Annotated in this window: 15 protein-coding genes; 8 read left to right on the forward strand and 7 right to left on the reverse strand. The window is 69.0% G+C overall.

The window, feature by feature from the left end; translation table 11 throughout:
* The first annotated feature begins 21 nt into the window (after positions 1-21).
* On the forward strand, positions 22-1,845 hold the full coding sequence (malZ, locus tag FHT26_RS11605) for a maltodextrin glucosidase (protein WP_168560291.1): 1,824 nt from the start codon (positions 22-24) through the stop codon (positions 1,843-1,845).
* A 3-nt stretch (positions 1,846-1,848) separates the two neighbouring features.
* Here the strand turns inward: malZ and FHT26_RS11610 are convergent, their stop codons facing one another.
* Genes FHT26_RS11610 through pyrF form a run of 4 tightly spaced genes read right to left on the reverse strand, consistent with a single transcriptional unit; the run spans position 1,849 to position 4,281 of the window.
* Positions 1,849-2,514: a DNA-3-methyladenine glycosylase I gene (locus FHT26_RS11610; RefSeq protein ID WP_168560292.1), complete on the reverse strand. Its 666-nt coding sequence runs from the start codon at positions 2,512-2,514 to the stop codon at positions 1,849-1,851.
* Positions 2,515-2,532: 18 nt separating this feature from the next.
* Complete coding sequence (locus FHT26_RS11615; protein WP_168560293.1) at positions 2,533-3,009, reverse strand: SET domain-containing protein; 477 nt, start codon at positions 3,007-3,009, stop codon at positions 2,533-2,535.
* A gap of 19 nt (positions 3,010-3,028) precedes the next feature.
* Positions 3,029-3,589, reverse strand: coding sequence for a GNAT family N-acetyltransferase (locus tag FHT26_RS11620; RefSeq protein ID WP_168560294.1), 561 nt, complete (start codon positions 3,587-3,589; stop codon positions 3,029-3,031).
* Positions 3,580-4,281, reverse strand: coding sequence for an orotidine-5'-phosphate decarboxylase (pyrF, locus tag FHT26_RS11625; protein ID WP_168560295.1), 702 nt, complete (start codon positions 4,279-4,281; stop codon positions 3,580-3,582). Before pyrF ends, FHT26_RS11620 begins: the two co-directional genes overlap by 10 nt.
* 157 nt (positions 4,282-4,438) lie before the next feature.
* Here pyrF and FHT26_RS11630 point away from each other — a divergent pair, with 157 nt between their 5' ends.
* The gene (locus FHT26_RS11630) at positions 4,439-4,711 is read left to right on the forward strand and encodes a hypothetical protein (RefSeq protein WP_168560296.1); all 273 of its coding nucleotides are present in this window, start codon (positions 4,439-4,441) and stop codon (positions 4,709-4,711) included.
* Positions 4,712-4,730: 19 nt separating this feature from the next.
* Positions 4,731-4,997, forward strand: a complete 267-nt coding sequence (locus tag FHT26_RS11635; RefSeq protein WP_168560297.1) for a hypothetical protein — start codon at positions 4,731-4,733, stop codon at positions 4,995-4,997.
* Between the two features lie 104 nt (positions 4,998-5,101).
* Here FHT26_RS11635 and FHT26_RS11640 read toward each other — a convergent pair whose 3' ends face one another.
* Together FHT26_RS11640 and FHT26_RS11645 are read right to left on the reverse strand one after the other, a co-directional pair.
* Positions 5,102-6,019: an SMP-30/gluconolactonase/LRE family protein gene (locus tag FHT26_RS11640; RefSeq protein WP_168560298.1), complete on the reverse strand. Its 918-nt coding sequence runs from the start codon at positions 6,017-6,019 to the stop codon at positions 5,102-5,104.
* A 4-nt stretch (positions 6,020-6,023) separates the two neighbouring features.
* Positions 6,024-7,757, reverse strand: a complete 1,734-nt coding sequence (locus FHT26_RS11645) for an IlvD/Edd family dehydratase (RefSeq protein ID WP_168560299.1) — start codon at positions 7,755-7,757, stop codon at positions 6,024-6,026.
* 174 nt (positions 7,758-7,931) lie between these two features.
* Between FHT26_RS11645 and FHT26_RS11650 the strand changes: the two genes are divergently transcribed.
* Positions 7,932-8,714: an SDR family NAD(P)-dependent oxidoreductase gene (locus FHT26_RS11650; RefSeq protein WP_168560300.1), complete on the forward strand. Its 783-nt coding sequence runs from the start codon at positions 7,932-7,934 to the stop codon at positions 8,712-8,714.
* A gap of 76 nt (positions 8,715-8,790) precedes the next feature.
* On the opposite strand, the gene FHT26_RS11655 is transcribed toward FHT26_RS11650, so the two are convergent.
* Positions 8,791-9,759 carry a LysR family transcriptional regulator gene (locus tag FHT26_RS11655; protein ID WP_168560301.1) on the reverse strand — a complete coding sequence of 323 codons (969 nt, stop codon included), beginning with the start codon at positions 9,757-9,759 and terminating at the stop codon, positions 8,791-8,793.
* A 159-nt stretch (positions 9,760-9,918) separates the two neighbouring features.
* Between FHT26_RS11655 and araD1 the strand changes: the two genes are divergently transcribed.
* From araD1 to chvE, 4 genes are all read left to right on the forward strand, one after another.
* Positions 9,919-10,920, forward strand: coding sequence for an AraD1 family protein (gene araD1, locus FHT26_RS11660; protein ID WP_168560302.1), 1,002 nt, complete (start codon positions 9,919-9,921; stop codon positions 10,918-10,920).
* A gap of 13 nt (positions 10,921-10,933) precedes the next feature.
* Entirely contained in the window at positions 10,934-12,370 is a 1,437-nt protein-coding gene (locus FHT26_RS11665; RefSeq protein ID WP_056807798.1) for an aldehyde dehydrogenase family protein, read from the forward strand.
* A 163-nt stretch (positions 12,371-12,533) separates the two neighbouring features.
* Positions 12,534-13,466: an ABC transporter substrate-binding protein gene (locus FHT26_RS11670; RefSeq protein WP_210427349.1), complete on the forward strand. Its 933-nt coding sequence runs from the start codon at positions 12,534-12,536 to the stop codon at positions 13,464-13,466.
* A gap of 99 nt (positions 13,467-13,565) precedes the next feature.
* Positions 13,566-14,654 (forward strand): multiple monosaccharide ABC transporter substrate-binding protein, encoded by a 1,089-nt coding sequence (gene chvE / locus FHT26_RS11675; protein ID WP_168560304.1) that lies wholly within the window; start codon positions 13,566-13,568, stop codon positions 14,652-14,654.
* Positions 14,655-14,700 lie beyond the last annotated feature (46 nt).

The following is a 14,700-nucleotide window of genomic DNA, read 5'->3' on the forward strand; positions in this document are numbered from 1 at the left end:
CCTCTCAGCGAGCGTTGCCCGATGTTCCTCCAGCACCTGCCCCTCGCCCCGTGGGCCGAGCGCACCGGCGCCGGCCTGCGGCTCACGCTGCTCAGCGACACGCCCGACCTCGACGAGGTCCACGTGCGCTTCCTGCTCGACAACGAAGAGACCTGGCAGCCGCTGGCTCGCGCTGCCGACCGCGGCCGCTTCGCGTGCTTCGAGGCGACGATCCCGTGGTGCCCGACCGGGCCGACCACGCGCTACTGCTTCCGTGTGCTGCGCGACGGCGTGCCGTACTGGCTTGCCGCCACCGGCCCGCAGCGCCGCGTGCCGAACGAGGCCCACCATTTCCGCATCGCGCGCCAACCGCTGGTGCCGGCCTGGGCACGGCAGCAGCTGATCTACCAGATCTTCCCGGACCGCTTCGCACGCGGGCCCGACGCGCCGCGCGAGCGTCCGCCGCATGCCTTCGGCTACGGCAAGGCGCCGGTGCATGCGCTCGACTGGGGCGCGCCGCTCGACGTGAAACCGTCGTGGAGCGCGTTCTACGGCGGCGACCTGGCCGGCATCGGCGAACGCCTCGGCCATTTGCAGGCGATCGGCGTGACGACCGTCTACTTGACGCCGGTATTCGCGTCCGGCAGCAACCACCGCTACGACACCGAGGACTATGACCATGTCGACGCCGGGCTCGGCGGCGACGAGGCGCTGGTCGCGCTGTCGCGGCAGCTGCATGCGAACGGCATGCGCCTGGTGCTCGATGCGGTGCTGAACCACACCGGCGCGAACCACCCGTGGTTCAACCGCTTCGCGCAGCACGAGGTGCCCGGTGCATGGCAATCGGCCGGCTCGCGCTGGCAGGGTTGGTACGCCCGCGACGAGCACGGGCGCCCGGTCTACTGGAAGGGCCATCAGTCGCTGCCTGTGCTCGACTATGCGCACCCCGAGGTGCTGGACACCTTCATCCGCGCGCCCGATTCGGTGCTGCGGCGCTGGCTGCAGCCACCGGTGTCGGCCGACGGCTGGCGGCTGGATGCGGTGCACATGCTCGGTGAAGGCCCTGGTGCCGGCAACAACGCCGCGATGCTGCGCGCGATGCGCGATGCGGTGCGCGACGAGAACCCCGAGGCCATCCTGGTCGGCGAGCATTTCAGCGAGGCGAGCCCCTGGCTGCAGGGCGACCAGGAAGACGCCGCGATGAACTACTGGGGCTTCACGCTGCCGCTGTGGCAGTGGCTCGCGGGGGTCGATTTCGGCGGGCGCGCGGCGCCGATCGCGACGACCGACCTGGTCGACTGGCTCGGCGAATCGCGTGCGGTCGTGCCGCACGAGGTGGCGCTCGCGCAATGGAACGCGCTCGACAGCCACGACACGCAGCGCCTGTTCACGCTGCTCGGCACCGACGAGGCGAGGCACGCGTTGGCGCTCGCGCTGCAGTTCGGCTACCCGGGCGTGCCGTGCATCTACTACGGCGACGAGGTCGGGCTGCAAGGCGGCAACGATCCGGACAACCGGCGTTGCTTCGACTGGAGCGGGGCGAGCTGGCGCGGTGGGATTCTCGAGCGCGTGAAGCAGCTCGCCGCATGGCGCCGCGACCGCGCCGAGCTGCGCGAGGGCGCGTGCATCACGCTGGCGCACGGCAATGACTGGGTGGCCTTCGCGCGCGTGAACGCGACGGCCGTCACGCTGCTGCTGCTGAACCGGGGCGATGCGGTCGATGCGGTGTTGCCGCTCGATGCGTTGCCGTTCGACGTCGACCGCTGGGACTCGCCAAGCGGCCACGCGTGGACGCTGGACGGCCGCACGGTCCGCCTGCCGCTGCCGGCCTGCGACGCGGTCTGGTTGTGGAGCGCCGACGCCTGACGCTCAGCGCGCCCTGGGCACCGTCAGTGCGGCGCGCGCCTGCAACGCCGCCTCGCGCGACGCACACCCTTCGCGGTGGTCGTTCACCAGCCCCATCGCCTGCATGAACGCATAGACCGTGGTTGGCCCGACAAAGCTCCAGCCGCGCTTCTTCAGGTCCTTCGACATCGCGATCGCTTCAGGCGAGGTGGTCATCGCGACCAGCGCCTCGTGCGTCAGCTTCTTCGGCCGCGTGTGCGCCGCCGGTTCGTGCTTCCATGCATACGCGGCCAGCGAGCCGAACTCGGCTCGCATCTCCAGCACGCGCTGTGCATTGTTGATGGTCGACTCGATCTTGCCGCGGTGCCGCACGATGCCGGCATCGCCGAGCAGCCGCTCGACATCCTGGGCGGTGAAGCGCGCCACCTGCTCGGCGTCGAAGTTCGCGAAGCCGGCCCGAAACGCCTCGCGCTTGTTCAGGATCGTCAGCCAGCTCAGCCCGGCCTGGAAACCTTCGAGGCAGATCTTCTCGAACAGCCGCCGGTCGTCGGTGACCGGGAAGCCCCATTCATGGTCGTGGTAATGCTGGTAGGCGGGCGTCGCGCGGCACCAATGGCAGCGAGCCACGCCGTCATCGGCGATGAAGAGGCCGCGGCGTTCGGCGGCCGCGTGCTGGACGGGGGTCGTCATGCGGGGTCCTCGGGGAAGTCAGAGCGTGCCGGCGCAGCCGGGTGCGCCGCAGCGGCAGGCCAGCCGGCCTTGATGGTGGGAGCGGCCGTAGTCGACCGTCAGTTCCTCGCCGGGCGCGATGTCGCGCAGCGCATGGAAGGCGACGCGGCCCTGCTGCAGCTTCAGCGTCGCATTGGGCCGGCACGAGTGGTTGGCGAAGCGCAGCGCGTCGACCGATCGCGAGGCATCGATCGCGCGGCGCTCGGACACTTCGACGATCATGATGCGCGCCTGCCCGCGCGCCCGGCGGCGGGCTTCGGCGACGCTGATCGGCTCGCCGCGCAACTCGCCGATCTTGCGGCGTGCCGGAATGGCCTCGGCGGCGAACACGCCCTGGCCATCGATCGGGCTGGGGGCGATGGCCAGCGCGAATTTCTGCGGGTCGGCCGGTGCGCCGCGCGGGCGGGGTGGGGCGCTCGCGGGTTCGGGAGCGACAAGGGTCGACAGGCGCGGCATCCGGCGATTGTCGCCGGGGTCAGGTGCCAGGCTGCTGCCACTCGTCGCGCAGCAACCCGTGCAGCTCGACGTCGTAGGCCGCGCCCTTGCCGACCCAGCGCTGGCGCAGCAGCCCCTCGCGCGTGAAGCCGAGCGATTGCAGCAGCCGCACCGACGGCCGGTTCAGCGGGTTGACCTCGGCCTCGAGCCGGCGCAGGCCCATCGGCCCGAACGCGGCACCGACCAGCGCGCCGGCCGCTTCGCGCGCCAGCCCGCGGCCCCAGTGCGCCCGGCCCAGCACATAGCCGAGCTCCGCGCGGGCGCTGCCCTCGTTGAAGTTGAACAGCAGGCAGGCGCCGATCACGCTGGCCTCGTCGCGCGACACGATCGCGAACTGCACCGCGTTGCCGGTCGCCTGGATGCCGGCAATGCGCCGGTACCAGGCGGTGGCGTCGTCCATCGAGCGCCAGGTGGCGTACGGCAGGAACTGCGTCACCGTGTCGTCGCCATTGACGGCCATCAAGCCGGGCAGGTCGGGCTCGGCGATCTGCCGCACCACGAGGCGCGGCGTCTCGATCGGGGCGGGGACGGTCAACGGCATGAGCGCACCTCGTCGAGAACGGCCTCGAAGGCCGCGCGCGGATCGGCCGACTGGGTGATTGCGCGCCCCACCACCAGGTGCGTGGCCCCGGCACGCAGCGCGTCGGCCGGCGTCGCAGTGCGCGCCTGGTCGTTGCGCGGGCTGCCGGCCGCTTGCGTGCCGGGCGTGACGATCAGCGTGCCGGCCGGCAGCCGCTGCTTCAGCAGGCGCGCCTTATGGGCCGAGGCCACGACGCCGTCGCAGCCGGCCGTGGCGGCCAGCCCGGCGAGGCGCAGCACCTGGTCCTCGACGCTCGGCGCGAGGCCGATCTCCGGCAGGTCGGCATCGCGCAGGCTGGTGATCACCGTCAGCGCCAGCACCTTCAGCCGCGGGTAGGGCCGCGCCGCGTCGACCGCGGCGCGCAGCACCGCCGAGCCGCCGCAGGCATGCACCGTCACCATCGTCGCGCCCAGCGCACCGGCCGCGCTCACCGCGCCGGCGACCGAGTTCGGGATCTCCAGCAGCTTCAGGTCCAGGAACACCTGCTTGCCGGCCGCGACCAGTTCGCGGACCAGCGCCGGCCCCTCGGCCGCGAGCAACTGCAGGCCGATCTTGTACGCGACGGCGCCGTCGCCCAGTTGCGCCACCAGCCGGCGGGCGCCGTCGGCATCGGGCAGGTCCAGCGCGACGATCACGCGCTCGGCGACGGTCATGGGCTTCCTCCGCGCGCCTGGGGCCGGCCCGCTTGCGTGCGATTCTGTCCCAGCCGCCGCCCGGCTTGATACGGCTGATACGCCTCGACACCGCGGTCGACGCCGCCGCCTTGTTCCGGCCGCTGCGGGCAGCCCGGTCGCGCGACGATGCGCCAGCATGACGAAGTGCCCCGCTGCCACCACCGACGTGCCGTTCGCCCGGCTGGCCGACGGCGACCTGGTGACGGCCGGCCGACGCGTGTCGAAGGGGATGGTCCTGTGCGCCGGGCTGCTGGCCTGGCGGCGTCACCCGGTCCTAGGCCTGGCGCTGGGCGATCTCGGTGATGCATGGCGCCGAACGATCGGAACTGGGGCGGGCTTGGCCCGTTTTTCGATGCTTGGCCCGGCGCGGCGCCCGCTACGCTTCATCCCAGGACGAACTGACGTCTGACAGATCACCGGCCTGCACCATGAACCGCCCGACCGCCACCCCTTCCGCCCCGATCAACTTCCGCGCGCTGCCGTCGAACGAAGGCATCGAGTGGGAAGAGATGCCGACGCTGCCGGTGCGCCACAAGGCCGCGCAGCCCGAGGACGGTCCGGCGTGGAAGAACACGATGCCGGCCAGCATGATGGACGTCGCGCAGCCGCCGAGGCCGTTCCGCGAAGCGCTCGACGGCCTGTCGATGCGCGAAGTCGACGAGCCGGAAATCTTCCAGCACTTCTTCGGCAAGTAGAGCTTTCATCAGCGCGGCGGGCCGAGCGCCGGGCCGCCCCAAGCCGGCCCGCATCCCCGCGGGGGATCGGTCGATGTACTCATCGACCGAGGGGCGTCATCCCTTCAGCCTTCCCAGGCGGTCGCCGGACGCCCGCGGGCGTCCACCTCCACCGAGAACAGCGCGCCGGCCAGCGGCTGCGCCGCCAGTTGCTCGTCCGTCAATTCGAATCGCGCGCTGGTGATGAACAGCGTGCGCAGCTCAGGCCCGCCGAACGCGACGTTCGTGATGTGGCTGGTCGGCAGCGCGATGCGCAGCAGTTCCTTGGCGCTGACCGGGTCGTGGCAGGTCACGCAGGCCGCGCCCCAATGCGCGATCCACAGCCGGCCGTCGGCGTCGGTCGTCATGCCGTCGGGATGGCCGTCGTCCTTCGCGAAGCGCAGCCACAGCCGCTGGTTCGAGATCGCGCCGGTGGCGGTGTCGAAGTCGAACGCATGGATGCGCTGCTGCGCCGTCTCGTTGAAATACATCGTGCGCCCGTCGAGCGACCAGGTCGGCCCGTTGGTCACCGCGAAGTGCGCATCGAACACCTTCTCGCAGTGCCGCTTCGCATCGAAGCGGTACAGCGAGCCGGTCGGCTCGGTGCAGCCGAAGTCCATCGTGCCGCCCCAGAAGCGGCCCTGCAGGTCGCACTTGCCGTCGTTGAAGCGGTTGCCCGGCAGGTGCGCCTCGGGATCGTGCAGCTTCTGCACCCGGCCGGTGTCGGTGTCGAACAGCGCGAAGCCGCTGCGCAGCGTCACCAGCAGGCCGGGCGCTTCGGCGCGCTCGGCCAGCGCCGAAATCTCCTCGTCGAACGGCCACTGCTCGCGCGCGTCGGTCGCCGGGTGGTAGCGGTACAGCGTCCTGCCGAGGATGTCGACCCAGTAGAGCGACTGCCGCCGTACCGACCACAGCGTGCCCTCGCCGAGCGTGGCGCCCGCGGGCCACCGCACGCGGGGTTCGGACAACAGCGTCGGCGCGGCGGCAGGCAAGGGCAGGGTCATCAGATCAGTGCGAATCGCGGGGCACTTCGGCACCGCTGCCACCGACCAGGAAGTCGAGGTCGGCACCCAGGTGGGCCTGCTGCACGTGCTCGACGTACAGCTTGTACCAGCCCCGCTTCGGCGGCTCGGGCGGCTGCCATTGTGCGCGACGCACGGCCAGTTCTTCGTCGGACACCTCCAGGTGCAGCCTGCGCTCGTGCACGTCGAGTTCGATCATGTCGCCGTCGCGCACCAGCGCCAGCGGGCCGCCGGCGGCCGCTTCCGGCGAGGTGTGCAGCACGACGGTGCCGTAGGCGGTGCCGCTCATGCGCGCATCCGAGATGCGGACCATGTCGGTGATGCCCTTCTGCAGCACCTTCGGCGGCAGCGGCATGTTGCCGACCTCGGCCATGCCGGGGTAGCCCTTCGGGCCGCAGTTCTTCAGCACCATCACGCAGTGCTCGTCGATGTCCAGTTCCGGATCGTCGATGCGGGCGTGGAAGTCCTCGATGGTCTCGAACACCACCGCGCGGCCGCGGTGCTTCAGCAGGTGCGCCGACGCGGCCGAGGGCTTGATCACCGCACCGTTGGGCGCCAGGTTGCCCTTCACCACCGCGATGCCGGCCGAGGCCATGAACGGCTCCTCGGGGGTCATGATCACCTCGCGGTTGTAGCAGGGGATGTTGGTGATGTTCTCGCCCAGCGTCTTGCCGTTGGCGGTCAGCGCGCCGGTGTGCAACTTGTCGGCGATCTGCGTCAGCACCGCCGGCAGCCCGCCGGCGTAATAGAAGTCTTCCATCAGGAACTTGCCCGACGGCTGCAGGTTCACCAGGCAGGGCACGTCGGCACCGAGCTTGTCCCAGTCGTCCAGGTCGAGCTTGACGCCGATGCGCCCGGCGATGGCCATCAGGTGGATCACCGCGTTGGTCGAGCCGCCGATCGCGGCGTTGGTGCGCACCGCATTCTCGAAGGCCTCGCGCGTCAGGATCTTCGACATGCGCAGGTCTTCCTTGACCATCTCGACGATGCGCCGGCCGGTCAGCTGCGCGAGCCGGTTGCGTCGCGTGTCGGCCGCCGGGATCGCGGCGTTCTCCGGCAGCGACATGCCGAGCGCCTCGACCATGCTGGCCATCGTCGACGCGGTGCCCATCGTCATGCAACTGCCCTTGGAGCGGTGCATGCACGATTCGGCGGCGGTGAACTCGTCCATCGTCATCTCGCCGGCGCGCACCATCTCGCTCATCTGCCACACGCCGGTGCCCGAGCCGATGTCCTTGCCGCGGAACTTGCCGTTCAGCATCGGCCCGCCCGACAGGCCGATGGTCGGCAGGTCGCAGCTGGCCGCGCCCATCATCAGCGACGGCGTGGTCTTGTCGCAGCCCATCAGCAGCACGACGCCGTCGATCGGGTTGCCGCGGATCGATTCCTCGACGTCCATGCTCGCGAGGTTGCGGAACAGCATCGCGGTCGGGCGCAGCTGGGTCTCGCCGAGCGACATCACCGGGAACTCGAGCGGGAAGCCGCCGGCTTCGTAGACGCCGCGCTTGACGAACTCCGCCAGCTCGCGGAAGTGCCCGTTGCAAGGGGTCAGCTCGCTCCACGTGTTGCAGATGCCGATGATCGGGCGGCCGTCGAGCAGGTCGTGCGGATAGCCTTGGTTCTTCAGCCAGCTGCGGTGCACGAAGCCATCGCGGTCCTGCTTGCCGAACCAGGCGTGGCTGCGCCGCTTCGGCGGAGCGGGCGGTTTCTTCGAATCCATGGGGTCTGTTGTCTCCGGAGGGGGGCGGGGCCGGCCTTGTTCAGGCGGTCGTCGAGTCAGTCGTCGTACAAGGCCCTTGACGCGGCGGATCGTATCAAGGCACATTGATAATAGAAAAATAAATAAATTCGCTTCTCACATACCTGAATTGCAATAGATCAAGGATAAACCCCCATGGCAAGTGCCACGACAGCCGTTCTAGCGTCATTCCCCAGCCTGCGCGGACGCCGCGTTTTCATCACTGGCGGTGGCACCGGCATCGGTGCGGCCGTCGTCAGCGCGTTCGCGGAGCAAGGGGCGCTGGTGGCCTTCGTCGACGTCGCCGAAGCGGCCAGCCGCGAGCTGGTGCAGCAGATCGAGGCGGCCGGGCACCCGGCGCCGTGGTTCCGGCCCTGCGACGTGCGCGACGTGCCGGCGCTGCAGCAGACGATCGCCGATGCCGAAGCGGCGCTCGGCGACTTCGCGGTGCTGGTCAACAACGTCGCGAGCGACGACCGCCACACGCTGGAATCGGTGACGCCGGCGTACTACGACCAGCGCATGTCGATCAACGAGCGGCCGGCCTTCTTCGCGATCCAGGCGGTGGTGCCGGGGATGAAGCGGCTCGGTTTCGGCTCGGTGATCAACTTCGGCTCGACCGGCTGGCAGGGCAAGGACGGGGCGTACCCCTGCTACGCGATCGCGAAGTCGTCGGTCAACGGGCTGACGCGCGGGCTGGCGAAGCCGCTCGGCGAGCACCGCATCCGCATCAACACGGTGTCGCCGGGCTGGGTCATGACGGAGCGGCAGGTGAAGCTGTGGTTCACCGCCGAGAGCGAAGAGGTGCTGAAGCGCAACCAGTGCCTGCCGGACAAGCTGCAGCCCGGCGACGTGGCGCGGATGGTGCTGTTCCTCGCGGCTGACGACTCGGCGATGTGCACCGCGCAGGAGTTCAAGGTCGATGCGGGTTGGTCGTGACACTCCACCGTTCGCCCTGAGCTGGGACTGAGCCTGTCGAAGGGCAAGCTCAGCCCGAACGGGTTTCAGAGGCGGGTCAAAGTTCGGCGCCCAGGTCGAACTTCGCGCCGTACACCGTGATCGCCGTGGTCTTCAGCGCCTTCAGCATCACCTTCGCCGCCGGCGACAGCAGCCGGTCGGTGCGAGTGATGATGCCGAACGCATCCATCTGGCAGGGCAGCGCGATCGGCAGCAGCGACACGATGCCGTGCGCCGCGTAGTAGCGCGCCACGTCGGTCGCGACCACCGCGATCATGTCGCTCTGTTGCAGCATCTTCGTCATGAACAGCAGCGCCGAGGTCTCGATCACGTTCATCGGCGCCTCCAGCCCCTCTTCCTGGAACATCAGGTCGAAGCGGTGCCGCAGCACGCTGCCGCTGGGCGACACGATCCAGCCGGCGTTCACCACGTCGCGCAGCCCCAGGTGCGCCACCGACAGCAGCGGGTGCCCCGGCCGGGTGATCGCGCACACCGTTTCCTCGGTCAGCGTCTCGTAGCGCAGGTCGGTCTTGTCGTGCTGCGCGAACAGCCGCGCGACCAGCATGTCGAGCTTGCCCTGCGCCAGCCGGTCGAGCAGCACGTCGCTGGTCTCGATCTGCACGCCGATGCGCAGGCTCGGGTGCTCCTGCTTGACCAGCGCGACCGCCGGCGGCAGCAGCACCAGCCCCGGCGCGGTGATCGCGCCGACGCTGACCTGCCCGTAGCGCCCGGCCTTGATCGCCTCCAGCTCGTCGTGCGCCTGGTTCAGGCTGCTCAGCGCGACCCGCGCGTGGCGGATCATCGTCTCGCCGTACCAGGTGGGCCGCATGCCGCGCGGCAGCCGTTCGAACAGCGGCACCTCCAGCACGTCTTCCAGGTCCTTCAGCAGCTTCGACGCGGCCGGCTGCGTCATGTTGAGCACCTGGGCCGCGCGGTGGATGTTGCCCTCTTCGTCGAGCGCCACCAGCAGCAGCAGCTGCCGCGTCTTCAGGCGGGCGCGGATGAACCAATGGGTGTAGTTCGTCATGCGAAAGGGCGTTGTCTCGGCGCGCCACTAGGGGTTTTTATCGATGCCGGATCGTATATGTGTTTTCGGCAAATATCTATTAGAAAGTTATAGCTCCGCTCATTAGGATGCGGCACCTTCACCCGAGCCTCGCTCGCCAGACGAGAAGCGCCTGCCCCCATGAGACTGATCCAGTTCCTCGCCGAAAACGGCACGCAGCATGTGGGTTGCGTGGCAGACGACGGCCGTTCGGTGCGCGCGGTCGGCGGTTTCGTCAGCAGCTACGAATTGGCGCAGGCGGCGATTGCCCGCCGCGTATCGGTCGATGCGCTGGCGCAGCCGGCGCTCACCGGCGAGGCGCTGCCGTACGACGTGCTGCTGCGCGAGCAGCGCGTGCTGACGCCGCTGGCGCATCCCGACGTCGCGCACTGCTTCGTCACCGGCACCGGCCTCACGCACACCGGCAGCGCGTCGGCGCGCGACGCGATGCACCAGAAGCTGTCGGGCGGCGAGGAATCGCTGTCCGATTCGATGCGCATCTTCAAGTGGGGCATGGAAGGCGGCCGCCCGGCCGACGGCCTGCCCGGCGTGCAGCCCGAGTGGTTCTACAAGGGCAACGGCAGCATCGTCGCGGCGCCCGGCGCCCCGCTCGCGATGCCCGACTTCGCGCTCGACGGCGGCGAGGAGCCCGAGCTGGTCGGCCTGTACGTGATCGGCCCCGACGGCCAGCCGTACCGCCTCGGCTACGCGATCGGCAACGAGTTCTCCGACCACGTCACCGAGCGCCAGAACTACCTCTACCTGGCCCATTCGAAGCTGCGCGTCTGCGCGATCGGCCCCGAGCTGCGCAGCGGCGCGCTGCCGGCCCACCTCGAAGGCACCAGCCGCATCCGGCGCGGCAGCGAGGTCCGCTGGGAAAAGCCGTTCCTGACCGGCGAGGCCAACATGTGCCATTCGCTGGCCAACCTCGAGTACCACCATTTCAAGTACGAGGCGCATCGCCAGCCGGGCGACGTGCACCTGCACTTCTTCGGCACCGCGACGCTCAGCTTCTCGGACAACATCCGCGTCGAGCCGGGCGACCGCTTCGAGATCGACCTGCCGGCGCTCGGTGCGCCGCTGGTCAACCCGCTGGCGCTGGTCGATCGCGGCTTCGCGATCGGCGGCGTGCGCGCCCTCTGACCCGGTGCGGAACATGACGCAGAGCTACAAGAACTACATCAACGGCCGCTGGGAGACCGGCGTCACGACCGGCATGAGCAGCAACCCGTCCGACCTGGACGAGGTGGTCGCCGAATACGCCCGCGCCGACGGCAACCAGGCCGAGGTGGCGATCCGCGCCGCGGCCGATGCCGCGCCGGCCTGGGGCCTGAGCACGCCGCAGCGGCGCGCCGATGCGCTCGACCAGATCGGCAGCGAGATCCTCGCCCGCAAGGACGAACTCGGCCAGCTGCTCGCCCGTGAGGAAGGCAAGACCCTGCCGGAGGCGATCGGCGAGGCCGCGCGTGCCGGCAACATCTTCAAGTTCTTTGCCGGCGAGGCGCTGCGCGCGGCCGGCGAGCACCTGCCGTCGGTGCGGCCGGGCGTCGAGGTCGACATCACGCGCGAGCCGGTGGGCGTGGTCGGCATCATCGCGCCGTGGAATTTCCCGCTGGCCATCCCTGCATGGAAGATCGCGCCGGCGCTCGCCTATGGCAACAGCGTCGTCTTCAAGCCGGCCGAGCTGGTGCCGGCCTGTGCCGCGGCGCTGGCCGAGATCATCAGCCGCGCCGGCCTGCCGGCGGGCGTGTTCAACCTGGTGATGGGCAGCGGCCGGCAGGTCGGCCAGGCGATGGTCGACAGCCCGCTGGTCGATGCGATCAGCTTCACCGGCTCGGTGGGCACCGGCGAGCAGATCCTGAAGGCAGCCACCGCGCGGCGCGCCAAGGTGCAGCTGGAGATGGGCGGCAAGAACCCGCTGGTGGTGCTGGCCGATGCCGACCTCGACCAGGCCGTCGAATGCGCGGTGCAAGGCTCGTTCTTCTCGACCGGCCAGCGCTGCACCGCGTCGAGCCGGATCATCGTCGACGCGACGGTGCACGACCGCTTCGTCGCGAAGATGCGCGACCGCACCCGCGGGCTGAAGGTCGGCCATGCGCTGGAGCGCGGCATCGACATCGGCCCGGTGGTCGACCGCAGCCAGCTCGACACCAACCTCGGCTACCTGGAGATCGCGCGCAACGAAGGTGCCGAGCTCGTCACCGGCGGCGAGTTGCTGCAGCGCGCGACGCGCGGCCACTTCATGGCGCCGGCGCTGCTGCTCGCGCAGCCGCAGCACCGCGTGGCGCGCGAGGAGATCTTCGGGCCGGTCGCCTGCGTGCTGAAGGCTGACGGCTTCGAGCATGCACTGGCACTCGCGAACGACACGCCGTTCGGCCTGTGCGCTGGCGTCTGCACGCAGTCGCTGAAGCTCGCGACGCAATTCAAGCGGCAAGCCAAGGTCGGCATGGTGATGGTCAACCTGCCGACCGCCGGCGTCGACTACCACGTGCCGTTCGGCGGCCGCAAGGGATCGAGCCACGGCCCGCGCGAGCAGGGCCGCTACGCCGCCGAGTTCTACACCACGGTCAAGACGGCGTACACGCTGGCCTGATCCTGGAACGACAGACAGAGGAGTTCCACCCCACGCCTGAGCTTCACCGCCCTTGCGCTTTGATGCGGCACCCCGGCACCGCCGGAACAAGCCGTGCGTTTTTCATGCCACCCACCAAGAGGAGACAACCGTGAAATTCCAAAGACGTTCCCTGTTTGCAGCGATGGCTGCGGCATCCCTGGCCGCGGCGCTGCCGTTCAAGGCCTTCGCCCAGAAGAAGATCGTGCTCGGCTTCAGCCAGATCGGTGCCGAAAGCGAATGGCGCACCGCGAACAGCGAGTCGATCAAGTCGTCCGCCAAGGAGGCCGGCGTCGACCTGAAGTTCTCCGACGCGCAGCAGAAGCAGGAGAACCAGATCAAGGCCATCCGCAGCTTCATCGCGCAGAAGGTCGACGTGATCGCGTTCTCGCCGGTCGTCGAATCCGGCTGGGGCACGGTGCTGCGCGAGGCCAAGGCCGCCAAGATCCCGGTGATCCTGTCGGATCGCGCGGTCGACGAGAAGGACGACAGCCTGTGGGTTGCCTTCATGGGGTCCGACTTCGTCGAGGAAGGCCGTCGCGCCGGCCGCTGGCTGGTCGACAAGATGAAGGACCAGAAGGGCGACGTGAACATCGTCGAGCTGCAGGGCACCGTCGGCTCGGCGCCGGCGATCGACCGCAAGAAGGGCTTCGAGGAAATCATCAAGGCGGACCCGAAGTTCAAGATCATCCGCTCGCAGACCGGCGACTTCACCCGTGCCAAGGGCAAGGAAGTGATGGAAGCCTTCCTGAAGGCCGAGGGCAAGAAGATCAACGTGCTCTACGCGCACAACGACGACATGGCCATCGGCGCGATCCAGGCGATCGAGGAAGCCGGCATGAAGCCGGCGAAGGACATCGTGATCATCTCGATCGACGGCGTGAAGGGCGCCTTCGAGGCGATGATCGCCGGCAAGCTGAACGTGTCGGTCGAATGCAGCCCGCTGCTCGGCCCGCAGCTGATGCAAGCCGCCAAGGACCTGGTCGCCGGCAAGCCGATCCCGAAGCGCATCGTGACGCAGGAAGGCGTCTTCCCGATGGAAGTCGCAGCCAAGGAATTCCCCAATCGCAAGTATTGAGCGATGGGGTGAGACTGGGCTTCGCAGCAACGCGCGAAGCCTGTCGGAGCAGGCCGCGCTCCGGCCGCCGCCCAGTGGAGCGGCGATGACGAACCCCCCATGACTGGAGACAGAGAAGTGAAAACCATCCGTACGATCCTGGCCACGCTGGCCACTTTTGCCGTTGTGGCCATCGCACCCTTGGCTGCGCATGCGCAGGACAAGGGTTCGATCGCGATCTCGATGCCGACCAAGTCGTCCGCACGCTGGATCGCCGACGGCTCCAACATGGTCAAGTACCTGCAGGAGAAGGGCTACAAGACCGACCTGCAGTACGCCGAGGACGACATCCCGAACCAGCTGGCGCAGATCGAGAACATGATCACCAAGGGCGCCAAGGTGCTGGTGATCGCCGCGATCGACGGCACGACCCTCACCGACGTGCTGCAGAAGGCGGCCGACAAGGGCGTCAAGGTCATCGCCTACGACCGCCTGATCAAGGGCTCGAAGAACGTCGACTACTACGCCACGTTCGACAACTTCCAGGTCGGCGTGCTGCAGGCCAGCTACATCGAGCAGAAGCTCGGCCTGAAGAGCGGCAAGGGCCCGTTCAACATCGAGCTGTTCGGCGGCTCGGCCGACGACAACAACGCGTTCTTCTTCTACAACGGCGCGATGTCGGTGCTCGATCCGTACATCAAGAGCGGCAAGCTGGTCGTTCGCAGCAAGCAGGTCGGCATGGACAAGGTCGCCACGCTGCGCTGGGACGGTGCCGTCGCCCAGGCCCGCATGGACAACCTGCTGAGCGCGTACTACTCGGGCGCCCACGTCGACGCCGTGCTGTCGCCGTACGACGGCCTGTCGATCGGGATCATCTCGTCGCTGAAGGGTGTCGGCTACGGCACGCCGAAGCTGCCGATGCCGGTCATCACGGGCCAGGACGCCGAGGTGCCGTCGGTCAAGTCGATCCAGAAGGGCGAGCAGACCTCGACCATCTTCAAGGACACGCGTGAACTGGCCAAGGTCACGGTCGGCATGGTCGACGCGGTGCTGGGCGGCAAGAAGCCCGAGATCAACGACACCAAGACGTACAACAACGGCGTGAAGGTCGTGCCCTCGTACCTGCTGAAGCCGGTCAGCGTCGACGCGAGCAACTGGAAGCAGGTGCTGGTCGGCAGCGGCTACTACACCGAAGCGCAATTGAAGTAACCGCCTCTTGGCGCGGCGTGGGTTCTGCGCAGCGTGCGCAGAACCC

Source organism: Rhizobacter sp. SG703 (assembly GCF_012275445.1).
Taxonomy (GTDB): domain Bacteria; phylum Pseudomonadota; class Gammaproteobacteria; order Burkholderiales; family Burkholderiaceae_C; genus Rhizobacter.

What these genes read in the sequence shown, in the direction of transcription:
- malZ (WP_168560291.1), top strand. Translation starts at nt 22, where the DNA reads ATGTTCCTCCAGCACCTGCCCCTCGCCCCGTGGGCCGAGCGCACCGGC.
- araD1 (WP_168560302.1), top strand. Translation starts at nt 9,919, where the DNA reads ATGAGACTGATCCAGTTCCTCGCCGAAAACGGCACGCAGCATGTGGGT.
- FHT26_RS11655 (WP_168560301.1), bottom strand. Translation starts at nt 9,759, where the DNA reads ATGACGAACTACACCCATTGGTTCATCCGCGCCCGCCTGAAGACGCGG.
- FHT26_RS11630 (WP_168560296.1), top strand. Translation starts at nt 4,439, where the DNA reads ATGACGAAGTGCCCCGCTGCCACCACCGACGTGCCGTTCGCCCGGCTG.
- FHT26_RS11670 (WP_210427349.1), top strand. Translation starts at nt 12,534, where the DNA reads ATGGCTGCGGCATCCCTGGCCGCGGCGCTGCCGTTCAAGGCCTTCGCC.
- pyrF (WP_168560295.1), bottom strand. Translation starts at nt 4,281, where the DNA reads ATGACCGTCGCCGAGCGCGTGATCGTCGCGCTGGACCTGCCCGATGCC.
- FHT26_RS11645 (WP_168560299.1), bottom strand. Translation starts at nt 7,757, where the DNA reads ATGGATTCGAAGAAACCGCCCGCTCCGCCGAAGCGGCGCAGCCACGCC.
- FHT26_RS11615 (WP_168560293.1), bottom strand. Translation starts at nt 3,009, where the DNA reads ATGCCGCGCCTGTCGACCCTTGTCGCTCCCGAACCCGCGAGCGCCCCA.
- FHT26_RS11635 (WP_168560297.1), top strand. Translation starts at nt 4,731, where the DNA reads ATGAACCGCCCGACCGCCACCCCTTCCGCCCCGATCAACTTCCGCGCG.
- FHT26_RS11640 (WP_168560298.1), bottom strand. Translation starts at nt 6,019, where the DNA reads ATGACCCTGCCCTTGCCTGCCGCCGCGCCGACGCTGTTGTCCGAACCC.
- chvE (WP_168560304.1), top strand. Translation starts at nt 13,566, where the DNA reads ATGACTGGAGACAGAGAAGTGAAAACCATCCGTACGATCCTGGCCACG.
- FHT26_RS11650 (WP_168560300.1), top strand. Translation starts at nt 7,932, where the DNA reads ATGGCAAGTGCCACGACAGCCGTTCTAGCGTCATTCCCCAGCCTGCGC.
- FHT26_RS11610 (WP_168560292.1), bottom strand. Translation starts at nt 2,514, where the DNA reads ATGACGACCCCCGTCCAGCACGCGGCCGCCGAACGCCGCGGCCTCTTC.
- FHT26_RS11620 (WP_168560294.1), bottom strand. Translation starts at nt 3,589, where the DNA reads ATGCCGTTGACCGTCCCCGCCCCGATCGAGACGCCGCGCCTCGTGGTG.
- FHT26_RS11665 (WP_056807798.1), top strand. Translation starts at nt 10,934, where the DNA reads ATGACGCAGAGCTACAAGAACTACATCAACGGCCGCTGGGAGACCGGC.